Raw genomic sequence first — 13,161 nt, 5'->3', positions numbered from 1 at the left:
CCGGCCGTGGCGGCGCCGTGGCCGGGGCGGGTCCAGCCGGTGAAACCCCCTGCGGGCGACCTGCGCGGATCGCGTAGATTTCGGGGGTGACGGCCGGGCCCGGCCCGCCGCACCCGCACCACACCGGAAGGGCGTACAGCGAGATGAGCGAGGACTCACTGCGCGAGGAGGTGCTGACCGCCCGGCGGATCGTCGTCAAGGTCGGCTCCTCCTCCCTCACCACGGCGGCCGGCGGCCTGGACGCCGACCGGGTCGACGCCCTGGTCGACGCGCTCGCCAAGGTGCGCAGCCGCCCGGACGCGCCCGAGGTCGTCCTCGTCTCCTCCGGCGCCATCGCCGCCGGCCTGGCCCCGCTCGGCCTGGACAAGCGGCCCAAGGACCTGGCCCGCCAGCAGGCCGCCGCCAGCGTCGGCCAGGGCCTGCTGGTCGCCCGCTACACCGCCTCCTTCGCCCGGTACGGCATCCGGGTCGGCCAGGTGCTGCTCACCGCCGAGGACGCCAGCCGGCGCGCCCACTACCGCAACGCCTACCGCACCCTCGACCAGCTGCTGGCGATGGGCGCGATGCCGATCGTCAACGAGAACGACACCGTCGCCACCGCCGAAATCAAGTTCGGGGACAACGACCGGCTGGCCGCGTTGGTCGCCCACCTGGTCCGGGCCGACCTGCTGGTGCTGCTCTCCGACGTGGACGGCCTCTACGACGGCGACCCGGCCCGGCCCGGCACCAGCCGGATCGACCAGGTGGGCGGCCCGCACGACCTCGACGGCGTCGAGATCGGCAGCGCGGGCAAGGCCGGCGTCGGCACCGGCGGCATGGTCACCAAGGTCGAGGCGGCCCGGATCGCCACCGGCGCGGGCATCCCGGTGGTGCTCACCGCCGCCAGCCAGGCCGCCGACGCGCTGGCCGGACGGCGCACCGGCACCCTGTTCCTGCGCACCGGCAGCCGCACCTCCGACCGGATGCTCTGGCTGGCCCACGCGAGCAGCCCGCGCGGCGCCCTGCACCTCGACCCGGGCGCCGTCACGGCCGTCGTCTCCGGCGGCGCCTCGCTGCTGCCCGCCGGGGTCACCAAGGTGGACGGGGAGTTCACGGCGGGTGATCCGGTGGACCTTCTTGCCGAAAACGGCCACATCGTGGCTCGCGGACTGGTCAACTTTGATGCGAGGGAGTTGCCCCGCCTGCTCGGCCGGTCCACCCGCGACCTGGCCCAGGAGTTCGGCGCCGCGTACGAGCGTGAGGTCGTCCACCGCGACGACCTGGTCGTTCTGCGCGGCTGACCGGCCGGTGTGCCGGTACCGGCCGACCGGCAGAGCGCGGTGGGCGGGCCGCTCCGCACGGGGAGTGGCCCGGCCGCGGGCGAGGAGCGGTGCAGCCGTACCGGTCGGCCGCGGGCCGGCGGGTCCGGTGCGGGGGACGACACGACATCGCCGAACAGGAGGCCGCCGGTGGAACGCAGAAGCGAGGCGACGCTGACCGCAGGGACGGCGGGCCGGCGGCTGACCAGCATCGACGGCGGACGCGGGGACGGACCCGCCGAGCCGGCCGGTCCGCCGCCGCAGGGGCCCGGCGGGATGCGCAGGCCGCGGTCGCGGCACGCGGACCCGGGGGAGCCGCCCACCGTGCCCGAGCAGGCCCGGCTCTGGCACGTGGTGCTGAGCGTGTCCGGGCAGGTCACCCCGCTGTCCTCGCTGCGGACCTCGCTGGAGCGGCTGGCGCACGACCACTCGTTCTTCCTCACCGCCCGCTACGCCGCCGACCACGCCGAGATCCGGTACTGGGAGCAGGCCCGGGACCTGCACGACGCGGCGGCGATAGCGCTGCGGCTGTGGGGCGAGCACAAGGTCACCGCGAACCTGCCGCCGTGGGAGATCGTCGGCCTGGAGGTGGTCGACCGGGCGACGTACCACAAGCGGGTGGCGGAGGGCTTCGGCGATCCGCCGCCGCACCTGGGCGGGGTGCACCCGTACTGAGGGGGGCGCACCCCGGGCGCGGCCCCGGGACGAGGCCCGAAGACGGGTGGGCCGCAGGGGAGGACCGTCCCGCTGGGCCGTCTCACCGGGCGAAATGGCCGCTCGGCGGGCCCCGCGCAGTCGTTACCCTTGGCGCATGACCAGCGACCTCGCCACCGCCGACAGTCCCGTCCTCGCCGTAGCGCGCCGAGCCCGGGAGGCCGCCGCCGCGCTCGCCCCGCTGCCGCGCAGGGCGAAGGACGCCGCGCTGCTGGCGATCGCGGACGCCCTGGTGGCCCGCAGCGCCGAGATCACCGCCGCCAACGCCGAGGACGTGGCCCGGGCCCGCGCGGCCGGCACCGCCGAGTCGGTGATCGACCGGCTGAGCCTCGACCACGAGCGGATCGCCGCGATCGCCTCCGACGTGCGCGACGTCGTCGGCCTGCCCGACCCGGTCGGCGAGGTGCTGCGCGGCTACACCCTGCCCAACGGCCTGGACGTGCGCCAGGTGCGGGTGCCGCTCGGCGTGGTCGGCATCATCTACGAGGCCCGGCCGAACGTCACGGTGGACGCCGCCGCGCTCTGCCTCAAGTCCGGCAACGCCGTGCTGCTGCGCGGCTCGGCCTCCGCCTACCGCTCCAACACCGCGCTGGTCGCCGTCCTGCGGGACGCGGTCGCCGCGGCCGGGCTGCCCGCCGACGCCGTCCAGCTCGTCCCGGGCGAGAGCCGGGACTCCGTCCAGGAGCTGATGCGCGCCCGCGGCCTGGTCGACGTGCTGATCCCGCGCGGCGGGGCCTCGCTGATCCGCACGGTGGTCGAGGGCTCGACCGTGCCCGTGATCGAGACCGGCACCGGCAACTGCCACGTGTACGTGGACGCGCAGACCGACCTGGCGATGGCCGTCGGCATCCTGCTGAACTCCAAGGCGCAGCGGGTCAGCGTCTGCAACGCGGCCGAGACGCTGCTCGTCCACCAGGACGTCGCGGACGCCTTCCTGCCGCTCGCGCTGGCCGCCCTCGCCGAGGCCGGGGTGACCGTGCACGGCGACGACGCGGTGCTCAAGGCCGCCGAGGGCGGCGCCGCCACCGTGGTGCCCGCCACCGACGAGGACTGGGGCGCCGAGTACCTGTCCTACGATCTGGCCGCGGCCGTGGTGCCCTCGCTGGACGCCGCCGTCGAGCACATCCGCCGCTGGTCCTCCGGCCACACCGAGGCGATCGTCACCACCTCGCAGGCCGCCGCCCGGCGCTTCACCCAACTGGTCGACTCGACCACGGTGGCCGTCAACGCCTCCACCCGCTTCACCGACGGCGCCGAGTTCGGCTTCGGCGCGGAGATCGGCATCTCGACCCAGAAGCTGCACGCCCGCGGCCCGATGGGCCTGCCCGAGCTGACCAGCACCAAGTACATCGTCACTGGTGACGGGCACGTGCGCGGCGAGGCGACGCAGACCGTGGGCGGGGACGCGGACGCGCGCTGAGCGCGGCCCGCGCGGCGGGCCGGCCGGGCCCCGGGACGGTCCGCGGCGGCCCGCGTCACACGTGTGACGGACCAACTGCGATGAGCCACAGACAAATCGGCCGCCCGGTAATACGCTGAAGCCGTGGCTGACGATGTGGGGGGCTCGCCGTACCCCGACGGCGCCGATCACGGTGGTGCGGACGACGAGTTCGCCACCGTGGTCTTCGATGAGGCCTTCGTCCGGTCCGCCGCCGTGCACGAGCCGACGGCCAAGGAGCGGCAGCTCGCCGCCGCCGAGGCCCGGTTCGAGCCGGACACCGCGGGACCGGTCTGGGGCTATGACGTCACCGCCGGGGACGGGCTGCCGCTGGAGCTGCGCCCGCACCCGAGCGGACTCGACGACGACCACCTGTACCCCGATCCCTGGTCGGGCCCCGGCCGGGCGACCGGCCGCCCGGGCCGCCGCCGACGCGGCTACGACCCGGCGCGCGGGCGCGGGCGGTACGTGGCCCAGCAGCGCTGGCACCGGCCGGTGGCCTGGGTGCTCGCCGTGATCATGGGCGTGAGCCTGGTGGCCGTCGCGGTCGCGGCGATCTACCAGGGCGTGGGCGGCTCCTCCGGCGCGCCCCGGCGCCCGGAGTCCGGCAGCAGCAGCCCCGGGACCGATCCGCGGCCCGCGCCGGCCGAGCCGTCGCTCGTGGTCACGGCACCTGCGGGGTGACGTCGTAGGGCGTGGCGCGGGGGTGGTGCGCGCCGGGGCGGGCGGCTGCGGGGCGTTCCCGGGAATCTGCGGGCGCACCCTCGTGGAGGGGCGAGGGCGCGCCTTACCCTGGTGTCATGGGTGACCCGCGAGAGCCTCCTGAGGGTGCGCCCGACGGTGGTTCCGGCAATGAGGACGAGTACCGGTCCGTCGTCTTCGACGAGTCCTTCGTGCGGGCTGCCCGGATCCAGGAGCTGTCCGCCCGGGAGCGGCTGGCCGGGTCCTTCGGCCGGGCCACCCGCCCGCGGGTGCGGTTCGGCCCGCTGGGCAGCGTGCCGCGGCAGGCGCTCGCGCTGCTGCTGCTCGTGCTGCTGGCCTTCGGGGCCGCGGTGTACTTCGGGGTCAGCTCGCCGAACCGGATCTCGGCCCGGCCCGAGGGCAGCCAACTGACCGTCAGCCTGGTCGCGTTGAGCCCGGCCTCGGTGGTCCGGCCGGTCGCCGACCCGGCCAACCCGTTCGCCGCGCTGCCGGTCGGCTACAGCGACGGGGCGATCGGACTGGGCACCCCGACCGGGGCCGCCACCGAGCACTTCAGCCGGGTCGAGGTGACCAAGGCGCTCGACACCGTCCAGCGCTACCTGGTGGCCTCCTCGCTGGCCCCGGCCACCCTCGTCCAGGGCGCGACCGCCGACGTGCGGTCCTTCGTCACCCCCGGGGAGCAGGCCCAGTTCGACGCCAGCGTGACCCAGCCGGTCGACGACCGGCACCACGCGCTGACCGGCTGGCTGGTGCGCTTCGACCCGGCGCAGGTCGCGCTGGCCGCCGACACCGTGAAGGTGACCGGCGCGATGCGGATCGACGAGGCCGACGGCGGCACGCTGCAGATCACCACCGACCACACCTTCGTCTACGCGCTGAAGCCGGCCGGATCCGCGGCCGGTGCGCCGGTCACCCTGGAGACCGTCCGGCGGCAGCTGACCTTCCAGTTCGACCGGGTCGACCTGGCCTCGGCCCAGCTGCGGCTGGTGGACTCGGTGATCCAGGCCGGGCCGGAGCCCTGCACCACCTCGATGGCCGGCTTCCTCCAGCCGGTGCTGGCCACCCCGCAGGGCACCCAGGTCCCGCCGCCGGCGCCGATCGATCCGGGCAACCACGCGCAGCCGGCCTGGCAGGTGTGCGGGGTGCTGGCGCCCTAGATGAATGAGTCCGATGTCCTCAGTGGTCATAGGCGATGAGTGAGCGCTTGAGCGCGGCGCCGGTGTTCCAGTTGTGCCAGATCGCGGCGGCGAGGGCGAGCAGGCGTTGACCGGTGCGGGCGAAGACGCCGGCCTCGGTTCGTGCGCCGTGCTGTTCGAGACTGAGCTGGCCCTTGAGGGTGTCGATGACCGCCTCGATCCACTGGCGGACGCGGGCGAGCCTGCCGAATCGGGCAGGCTCGCCCTTGCGGTCGGGCCGGACCAGGTGCGCGCCGAGCTCGTCGGTGACGAAGGCCTCGAACGCGGCTCCGGCGAAGCCTTTGTCGCCGAGGATCACCTGGCCCCGGCGCACGAGGTGTCGGTCACGGCCGAGCATGGCCTCCATGACCTCGCGCTCGCCGAGTTTCGGGTTGGCCAGGCACCAGCTGACCGGCATGCCCTCGGCCGTGGTCAACAGGTAGAGCCGCAGACCCCAGAAGAAGCGGGAGTGACTGGCGCAGTAGCCGTACCCGGCGGTGCCGGCCAGGGCCGAGCGCTTGACCGTCTCACGGGAGGCCGCGCAGGGCAGCGGCGTGGAGTCGATCAGCCGCAGGTCGTCGTGCCAGGTCGGCACCTGCCGGGCCAGTGCGCCGACGACCTGCGGGATGAGCGGGCCGGCCGCGTTCAGACGCTTGTTGTAGCCGGACTGCCCCGGCAGGTACGGGAACAGGTGCCGCAGCCGGCCACTCGCGAAGCGGTGCCAGTGCCTCGCCGACGGGAAGCCGAGCAGTACCTGCGCCACGGCCAGGCACAGCAGTTCCGCATCCGAGAGCCTCGGAGGTCGCCCGATCCGGTGACGAGGGGCCATGTGATCGTCGATGAACACGTACAGTGCCGTCAGAAGGGTGTCCAGGTTCGTCTTCACAAACCAACCAACGGGCACCCTTCGTCATGGTCGCGGCCAGCCCAACAATCGGACTCATTCATCTAGCCCCTGTCCGGGGCGCCGGCGGCGAGCGGTAGGCGGACCACCGCGCGGGCGCCCGGGCCGGGCGGGGGCGGGTCGGTGAAGGCGGCGGTGCCGCCGACGCCGCGGGCGATCGAGCGGACCAGGGCGAGGCCCAGCCCGGCGCCGCCGGCGTCGCGGGAACGGGCGTCGTCCAGCCGGACGAACCGGTCGAAGACCCGCTCCCGGTCCTGCGGCGGGATGCCCGGGCCGTCGTCCGTGACGGTCAGCACGGCGTGCCCGTCCTCGACGGTCACCGAGACCGCGACGGCGGTGCGGGCGTGCCGGGCGGCGTTGTCGAGCAGGTTGCGCACCAGTCGGCCCAGCCGCAGCTCGCTGCCCGGGACGGGCGCGGGCTCCAGGGAGACGGCCAGGAAGGCCGGCCCGCCGGCGGACGGGTGGGCGCGTTCGGCGACCTGCTCGCCGACCAGGTCGGCGAGGTCCACCGGCTCGCCGCCGAGCGGCCCGGCGGGCTCCTCGACGGCGGCGAGCAGCAGCAGGTCGTCGGTGAGCAGTTGCAGCCGCTCGGTGTCGGTGAGCGCGTCGCGGACCACCTGCGGCCACTCCACGCCCGCCGGGTGGGCCAGCGGGACCTCCAGCGAGTTGCGCAGCGCGGCCAGCGGGCTGCGCAGCTCGTGCGAGGCGTCCGAGACCAGTCGGCGCTGCTCGTCGATCGCGTGTTCCAGGCGGCCGAGCGTGGTGTTGGTGGTCTCGGCCAGCCGGGCGATGGCGTCCCGCGAGGGCGGCACCGGGACGCGCTCGTGGAAGGCGCCGGCGCCGATCCGGGCCATGCCCCGGCGGATCGACTCCACCGGGCGCAGCGCCAGGCCGGTGACCAGCCAGGCGATCAGGGCGGTGAACAGGGTGGCGCCGGGCAGCACGTAGCGCAGCAGGATGCCGGTGGTCCGGTCCTCGGCCTGGTCGGCGGCGGTGGGGTTGACCAGCAGGTAGACGGTGACGCGCTGCGCCGGCAGGCCCGCGATGCCGGTGTACTTCTCCAGCGCCTCCGAGGACGCCTGGTCGGTGACCCGCTTGAACAGGGTGACGTCCCGGTCGGTGAGGTCGGGGCCGTCCTGCGGCGCGTGCCACAGCCGGGTGTGGACGGGCAGGTGGATCCGGATCCGGTCGGTGCGGCCCGGGGTGGCGTTCTGGGGGTAGGGCGGCATCTTGGCGAAGGGCTCGACCGGCAGGCCGGCGTACTCCTTCAGCAGGGTGCTGGCCTGGACCCAGGAGACGTCCGTGCGGGCGTCGTTCCAGACGCGGCCGGCGTCCCAGGGGCGGACGGGGAACGCCAGCTGTCCGTCCGCCAGGACCAGGACGAAGGACTCCTGCAAGGACTCGACCCAGGTCTGTGAACCGCCGGGTATGTCGTGGGTGACGAGCTGGATGCTGCGCTCGGCCTGCTTCTCGGTGACGGCCGTCCACTGGTCGTGGACCGCGCCGCCGACCCAGAGGGCGGCCACCGAGAAGGCCAGCACCGAGGCGACGGCCGCGCCGAGGGCGGCGCGGATGCGGAGCGAGGAGCGGTGCCAGGGGCGCAGCAGCGGGCGGAGGCGGTCAGTGCGCATCGGGCACCAGCCGGTATCCGGCGCCGCGCACCGTCTCGATCCGGCAGCCGATGCCGGGCACGTCCAGTTTCCGCCGCAGGGCGGCGACGTAGACCTCGACGATGTTCACGTCGCCCCGGAAGGCGGAGTCCCAGACGGTGTCCAGGATGCCGCCCTTGGGGACCACTTCGCCGGGTCGGTGGGCCAGGCATTCCAGCACGGCGAACTCCTTGGTGGTGAGCCGGACCTGTCGGTCGGCGGCGGTGCAGCGGCGGGCCGCGGGGTCGATCCGCAGCGCGCCGACCGCGAGCACCGGGGGGCGGGCGGCGGCGCCGCGGCGCAGCAGGGCGCGCAGCCGGGCGGTGAGGACGACGTAGGAGAACGGCTTGCTGAGGAAGTCGTCCGCGCCGCAGTCCAGCGACTCGGCCTCGTCGTACTCGCCGGTCTTCGCGGTGAGCATCAGAATCGGTACGGAATTCCCGGCGGCGCGCAGTTCGCGGCAGACCTTGAAGCCGTTGAGGCCGGGCAGCATCAGATCGAGCACGATCGCCGAATAGGGCTCGGTGAGGGCGAGTTCGAGCCCGTGGGCGCCGTCGTGGGCCAGGTCGACCGCGTATCCCTCGGCTGCCAGCCCCTGCCTCAGGGACTGCGCGAGCCGCTCCTCGTCCTCGATGATCAGTAGCCGCATGACGGACATCCTTGGGGGAATTGCGTTTTCCCGCAACGGCCTTGACCGGCTTGCCCGGGATATCCGAGCTGAAGTTTTCCTCAGCTTTCCTCAGTTTCCCTTCAGTGGGGAATTCCTAGCGTCCGGTCCATGGATTTCCGACGTGTGCTGCCGTGGTCGGTGGCCGCCCTGCTCGCCCCGCTGTACGCCGCCGTCTCGCTCACCAGGTACGGCCGGTTGGAGAGTGCGGGTTTCGACCTGGGCATCTTCGAGGAGGCGGTGCGCGCCTACGCCCGGCTCGAAGCGCCGGTGGTCGCGCTGAAGGGCACGGGCTTCAACCTCCTGGGCGACCACTTCAGCCCGGTGCTGGCGGTGCTGGCGCCGTTCTACCGGCTCTGGCCGGGGGCGGGCACGCTGCTGGTGGCGCAGGCGGTGCTGGTGGCGCTGTCCGCGGTGCCGGTGACGGCGTACGCGGTGCGGGTGCTGGGGACGGCGGGCGGGGCGGTCGCCGGGGTCGCGTACGGGCTGTCGGCGGGGTTGCAGAGCGCGGTGGCGTTCGACTTCCACGAGGTGGCCTTCGCGGTGCCGCTCGCGGCGGCCGCGGTGGTGGCGCTGGCCCGGGAGCGGTACGGCCCGGCGGTGGCCTGGGCGCTGCCGCTGCTGCTGGTCAAGGAGGACCAGGCGCTGCTGGTCGCGGCGGTCGGCGGCTACGTGTGGTGGCGCGGACGGCGCCGGCTGGGGGCGGCCACCGTGCTGGCGGCGGTGGCGGCCGGGCTGCTGGTCACCCTGGTGGTGATCCCGGCGCTCAACCCGGGCGGCGAGTACACGTACGCGCACATGGGGGAGTTCGACGGCGGGAACCCGCTGGCCCGGCTGCTGTTCCCGGCGGTCAAGGCGCTGACCGTCCTGCTGCTGCTGGCTCCGACGCTGCTGCTGGCGCTGCGCTCGCCGCTGGTGCTGCTGGCGGGCGTGCTGCTGGCGGCCCGGTTCTGGGTGGACAACCCGGTGTTCTGGCGCACCGGGCAGCACTACGACGCGGTGCTGGTGCCGCTGCTGTTCACGGCGGGGCTGCACGGGGTGGGCCTGCTGCTGCCCCGGCTGCCCCGGCTGGGCCGGGGGCTGCCGGTGGCGGCGGGGATGCTCGCCGTCACGGTGGCGCTGACCGCGACCGGCCCGGTGGCGGGCGTGCTGTCGGGGGACGCCCGGCGGGGCGACGGGCGGGCGGCGCAGGTGCGCCGGGTGCTGGCGGTCGTCCCGGACGGCGCGCGGGTGGCCGCCGCCAACCGTCTGGCGCCGCAGCTGACCGGGCGCTGCACGGTGTCGCTGTTCCCGTACCTGACGCCGCCGGGCGGGGCGGGCGGAGCGGGCGGGCCGGGCGGCTGGGGGCGGCCGGTGGCGGAGTGGGTGGCGGTGCTGGAGGAGCCGGACGTCTTCCCGGTGCCGGTGGCGGAGCAGCGGCGGTTCCTGGCCGGCCTGGTCGACGGCGGCGGGTACCGGCGGGTGGCGGACGGGGCCGGGGTGGCGGTGTACCACTGGCAGCCGGGGCAGGCCGACGGCCGGTGACCCCGGGCGGGGCGCACCGGCCGTCGGCGCGGGTGCGGGGGGTCAGCCGTCGGTGCGCTCGCCCCGGTCGGTGCGGCCGTCCTCGCGGGGGGCGGAACCGCCGCGGGAGCCGCCGGTGAACGTGTCGGCGAAGGTGTCGCGGAGCTTGCCGCCGACGGTCGCGGCGCCGCCGGCCACGTCGCGGATCAGGCCCATCAGCGGGTCCTTGCTCTCCTTCACCGAGGTCGTGTAGTGGTCGGCGGCGGCCTTCCACTGCTCGCCGACCGAGGTGTCCGGGTCGTCCGTGCGGCGCGGGTAGGCGCCGGCCAGGATCGAGCGGTACTCGTCGCTCTCCGCCCACTTCTTCAGCTGGGCGACCCGTACCACCGCGAACGGGTGGCTCTGCGGCAGCAGCTGGAGCAGCTTGAGCACGCCGTCGCGCAGGTCGCCGGCCTTGTCGTACTCCTCGGCCTGCTCCAGGAAGGCGTCGACGTTCAGTTCGGCCAGGTTGTGCCCGCCGGCCAGTTTCATCAGGGCGCGCATGGACGCCTGGACGTCCTGCCCGGCGAGCAGGCCGGCCCGGTCGCTGGACAGCTCCGCCTTGCGGAACCACTCCTTGAGCGCGGTGACGATCGCCATGATCGCCAGGTTGCCGAGCGGCACCCAGGCGACCCGGGTGGCGATGTTGGTGAGGATCATCAGCATCGTCCGGTAGACCGCGTGGCCGGACATCGCGTGGCCGACCTCGTGGCCGATGACCGAGCGCAGCTCCTCCTCGTCGAGCAGCTCGATCAGGCCGCTGGTGATCACGATGATCGGGGTGTCGACGCCGATGCAGTACGCGTTGACCGTCGGGTCCTGGGTGACGTACAGGTCCGGGACCTGCTCCAGGTCGAGCACGTAGGCGGCGTCGCGCACCATGTCGTACAGCTCGGGGAACTGGCGCTCGGAGGTCTTCACGGCGGTGGCCAGGAACATCAGCCGGATCGAGCGCTCGGACACCAGCCCGGCGAGCTTCCTCAGGACGTCGTCGAAACCGGTGAGCTTGCGCAGGGCGACCAGGGCGGAACGGTCCGCGGGGTGCTCCCAGGCGCGGGTGGAGATGTCGGGGAAGCGCTGGCGGCGCCGGCTCGGGGTCTTCGCGGTCGGGTCGGTCATGGTCTGAGTACCTCCTGGTCGACGGCGGCCCCGGCCCGGCGGCCGGCCCCCGCTGGTCTACGCCTGCAACGACTGTCCTTGCAACGTCCGCGGTTGCGTACTCGTCCCCACGGGCAGCGTACGCGGGGGCCGGGCCACGCCGCAGGGGCCGGTGGGCGCCGCCGGTGTGAGGCCGGTCTACCCTGAATGCCCTGGAGAACCGAGACCGGACCCGGCCCCGGTACCGAGCAGTTCGAGGAGCCCCGCAGATGTCCACCGACGCGCTTGTCAGCCTGGCCGCACCCATCTCCAACGAGGCCGGCCCGGGCCTGTTCCTGCGGATCATCGTGGTGGCGTCGTTCGTCGGCGTCGGCCTGCTGGTCTGGATCATGGCGCGGGCCTTCCGCGGCAACTGAGCACCGCCGCCCCGGTTCGGGCTCACGCCCGGTCAGCGGCGGTGGGCCGCCGAGCGGTTGCCGGGTAAGCCCCCGTACGATGACAGGTGGGCCTTCACCGGCCCGGAAGAACCCCTGGTCCGTCCACCCGAGCCGAGAAGGTCCCGCCGACCATGAACACTGCCGCCGCACTCCCCGTCCTGAACCTGCTCGCCGAGAGCGAGGGGGGCAACCACGAGAGCCTGAACCCGTACCTCACGGGTGGCGCCGCACTGTTCATCCTGGCGCTCCTGCTCTTCGTGACCACCCGCTTCAACCGGGACCGCTGAGCCGCCTCCCGGGGCCGCTCGGGGAGCGTCCGGCGTACCGGCCGGCCGCTCCCTCACGCGTCTTCGGACAACCCCCACCCGGGCGTTCCCGCACCGTAACGGGCGTCGCGTAAGGTGTGGCGGCATGGGAGAGCAGGCCGGGAATCCCGGCGGACCGGAACCGGTGAAGAAGCGCCTCGGGGTGATGGGCGGCACCTTCGACCCGATCCACCACGGCCACCTGGTCGCCGCCAGCGAGGTGGCGAGCGCGTTCCACCTGGACGAGGTGATCTTCGTGCCGACCGGGCAGCCGTGGCAGAAGAGCGACCGCCACGTCACCCCGGCCGAGGACCGCTACCTGATGACGGTCATCGCCACCGCCGAGAACCCGCAGTTCTCGGTCAGCCGGATCGACATCGACCGCGAGGGCCCGACGTACACCGTCGACACCCTGCGCGACCTGCACGCCCAGCACCCGGACGCCGACCTCTTCTTCATCACCGGCGCCGACGCGCTCGCCCAGATCCTCTCCTGGCGCGACTCCGACGAGCTCTTCTCGCTCGCGCACTTCATCGGGTGCACCCGCCCGGGACACACCCTGTCGGACGCCGGACTCCCGGTGGGCGGGGTCTCCCTGGTGGAGGTCCCCGCGCTGGCCATCTCCTCCACGGACTGCCGCAACCGGGTCGCCAAGGGCGAACCGGTCTGGTACCTCGTCCCGGACGGCGTGGTCCGCTACATCGACAAGCGGGCGCTCTACGCGCCGCACCGGACCTGACCAGGAGCGGGCGTGACCGAGCGAAGCGGCGGAGGCCAGCGGCACCAGCAGCAGCCGGAGGACTGGTCGACCGGGCAGTACCAGCAGTACCAGGGCTACCGGCAGCAGTCCGAACAGCCTCCGCAGCAGCAGTACGACCAGCAGCAGTACGACCAGTACGGGCAGCCGGTGTACACGGCGGACCCGTACGGCGGCTACCAGGAGCAGCAGCCGTACCAGGCGTACCAGCAGCCCCAACAGCAGCAGTACGACCAGCAGTACGACCAGTACGGGCAGCCCGTGCAGGCGTACCAGCAGCAGGGGGGCTACGGCTACCAGGACCCGGCGTACGGCGGATGGGGGTCGCCCGGGCCGGAGGCCGGGGGCGGCTACCAGCAGCAGGCCTACCCGGCCGCGCCGGCGGAGGGTGCGCCGGCGGCGGTCGAGCCCGAGGCCGCCGTCGCGCCCGCGCCCGTCGCCCCCGCCGCCGCTGCGCCGGCGCGCCCGCGCGTGC

13 protein-coding genes and 1 pseudogene are annotated in these 13,161 nt (G+C 74.2%); 10 read left to right on the top strand and 4 right to left on the bottom strand.

Features of this window, described 5'->3' with window-relative positions; genetic code table 11:
* Window positions 1–143 precede the first annotated feature (143 nt).
* The 5 genes from proB (at window position 144) to ACFVTF_RS29555 (ending at window position 5,309) form a co-directional block, all read left to right on the top strand.
* On the top strand, window positions 144–1,280 hold the full coding sequence (gene proB, locus ACFVTF_RS29575; protein ID WP_387817436.1) for a glutamate 5-kinase: 1,137 nt from the start codon (window positions 144–146) through the stop codon (window positions 1,278–1,280).
* A 168-nt stretch (window positions 1,281–1,448) separates the two neighbouring features.
* On the top strand, window positions 1,449–1,973 hold the full coding sequence (locus ACFVTF_RS29570; protein ID WP_371516924.1) for a hypothetical protein: 525 nt from the start codon (window positions 1,449–1,451) through the stop codon (window positions 1,971–1,973).
* 136 nt (window positions 1,974–2,109) lie between these two features.
* Window positions 2,110–3,432 (top strand): glutamate-5-semialdehyde dehydrogenase, encoded by a 1,323-nt coding sequence (locus ACFVTF_RS29565; protein WP_387817435.1) that lies wholly within the window; start codon window positions 2,110–2,112, stop codon window positions 3,430–3,432.
* Between the two features lie 123 nt (window positions 3,433–3,555).
* Window positions 3,556–4,134, top strand: coding sequence for a hypothetical protein (locus ACFVTF_RS29560; protein ID WP_350878246.1), 579 nt, complete (start codon window positions 3,556–3,558; stop codon window positions 4,132–4,134).
* A gap of 116 nt (window positions 4,135–4,250) precedes the next feature.
* On the top strand, window positions 4,251–5,309 hold the full coding sequence (locus ACFVTF_RS29555; protein ID WP_371516921.1) for a hypothetical protein: 1,059 nt from the start codon (window positions 4,251–4,253) through the stop codon (window positions 5,307–5,309).
* Window positions 5,310–5,328: 19 nt separating this feature from the next.
* Here the strand turns inward: ACFVTF_RS29555 and ACFVTF_RS29550 are convergent, their stop codons facing one another.
* From ACFVTF_RS29550 to ACFVTF_RS29540, 3 genes are all read right to left on the bottom strand, one after another.
* A complete protein-coding gene (locus ACFVTF_RS29550; RefSeq protein WP_331744010.1) occupies window positions 5,329–6,213 on the bottom strand; it encodes an IS982 family transposase in 885 nt (294 codons plus the stop codon).
* 62 nt (window positions 6,214–6,275) lie between these two features.
* Complete coding sequence (locus ACFVTF_RS29545; protein WP_387817434.1) at window positions 6,276–7,862, bottom strand: sensor histidine kinase; 1,587 nt, start codon at window positions 7,860–7,862, stop codon at window positions 6,276–6,278.
* A complete protein-coding gene (locus tag ACFVTF_RS29540; protein WP_387817433.1) occupies window positions 7,852–8,529 on the bottom strand; it encodes a response regulator transcription factor in 678 nt (225 codons plus the stop codon). Before ACFVTF_RS29540 ends, ACFVTF_RS29545 begins: the two co-directional genes overlap by 11 nt.
* Before the next feature lie 129 nt (window positions 8,530–8,658).
* Between ACFVTF_RS29540 and ACFVTF_RS29535 the strand changes: the two genes are divergently transcribed.
* Window positions 8,659–10,071 carry a DUF2079 domain-containing protein gene (locus ACFVTF_RS29535; protein WP_387817432.1) on the top strand — a complete coding sequence of 471 codons (1,413 nt, stop codon included), beginning with the start codon at window positions 8,659–8,661 and terminating at the stop codon, window positions 10,069–10,071.
* 42 nt (window positions 10,072–10,113) lie between these two features.
* Here the strand turns inward: ACFVTF_RS29535 and ACFVTF_RS29530 are convergent, their stop codons facing one another.
* On the bottom strand, window positions 10,114–11,208 hold the full coding sequence (locus ACFVTF_RS29530) for a M48 family metallopeptidase (RefSeq protein WP_387817431.1): 1,095 nt from the start codon (window positions 11,206–11,208) through the stop codon (window positions 10,114–10,116).
* Window positions 11,209–11,456: 248 nt separating this feature from the next.
* Here ACFVTF_RS29530 and ACFVTF_RS29525 point away from each other — a divergent pair, with 248 nt between their 5' ends.
* The 4 genes and pseudogenes from ACFVTF_RS29525 to ACFVTF_RS29510 all read left to right on the top strand — a co-directional run.
* Window positions 11,457–11,603, top strand: coding sequence for a hypothetical protein (locus tag ACFVTF_RS29525; protein WP_159398425.1), 147 nt, complete (start codon window positions 11,457–11,459; stop codon window positions 11,601–11,603).
* A 152-nt stretch (window positions 11,604–11,755) separates the two neighbouring features.
* Window positions 11,756–11,911, top strand: a complete 156-nt coding sequence (locus tag ACFVTF_RS29520; RefSeq protein ID WP_167745857.1) for a hypothetical protein — start codon at window positions 11,756–11,758, stop codon at window positions 11,909–11,911.
* Between the two features lie 124 nt (window positions 11,912–12,035).
* Entirely contained in the window at window positions 12,036–12,668 is a 633-nt protein-coding gene (nadD, locus tag ACFVTF_RS29515) for a nicotinate-nucleotide adenylyltransferase (RefSeq protein ID WP_371516916.1), read from the top strand.
* Window positions 12,669–12,680: 12 nt separating this feature from the next.
* Window positions 12,681–13,161, top strand: a pseudogene (locus ACFVTF_RS29510) (hypothetical protein); the annotation flags it as partial.

The sequence above is a fragment of the Kitasatospora sp. NPDC057940 genome, from assembly GCF_042887425.1.
Classification (GTDB): domain Bacteria; phylum Actinomycetota; class Actinomycetes; order Streptomycetales; family Streptomycetaceae; genus Kitasatospora.
The sequence above is the reverse complement of the archived record's forward strand: the minus strand, read 5'-3'. Positions and strand labels throughout refer to the sequence as shown.

Bases quoted from the DNA above. Each gene is read 5' to 3' on its own strand.
- ACFVTF_RS29535 (WP_387817432.1), top strand. From the start codon at position 8,659: ATGGATTTCCGACGTGTGCTGCCGTGGTCGGTGGCCGCCCTGCTCGCC.
- ACFVTF_RS29555 (WP_371516921.1), top strand. From the start codon at position 4,251: ATGGGTGACCCGCGAGAGCCTCCTGAGGGTGCGCCCGACGGTGGTTCC.
- ACFVTF_RS29565 (WP_387817435.1), top strand. From the start codon at position 2,110: ATGACCAGCGACCTCGCCACCGCCGACAGTCCCGTCCTCGCCGTAGCG.
- ACFVTF_RS29540 (WP_387817433.1), bottom strand. From the start codon at position 8,529: ATGCGGCTACTGATCATCGAGGACGAGGAGCGGCTCGCGCAGTCCCTG.
- ACFVTF_RS29525 (WP_159398425.1), top strand. From the start codon at position 11,457: ATGTCCACCGACGCGCTTGTCAGCCTGGCCGCACCCATCTCCAACGAG.
- proB (WP_387817436.1), top strand. From the start codon at position 144: ATGAGCGAGGACTCACTGCGCGAGGAGGTGCTGACCGCCCGGCGGATC.
- ACFVTF_RS29520 (WP_167745857.1), top strand. From the start codon at position 11,756: ATGAACACTGCCGCCGCACTCCCCGTCCTGAACCTGCTCGCCGAGAGC.
- ACFVTF_RS29530 (WP_387817431.1), bottom strand. From the start codon at position 11,208: ATGACCGACCCGACCGCGAAGACCCCGAGCCGGCGCCGCCAGCGCTTC.
- nadD (WP_371516916.1), top strand. From the start codon at position 12,036: ATGGGAGAGCAGGCCGGGAATCCCGGCGGACCGGAACCGGTGAAGAAG.
- ACFVTF_RS29545 (WP_387817434.1), bottom strand. From the start codon at position 7,862: ATGCGCACTGACCGCCTCCGCCCGCTGCTGCGCCCCTGGCACCGCTCC.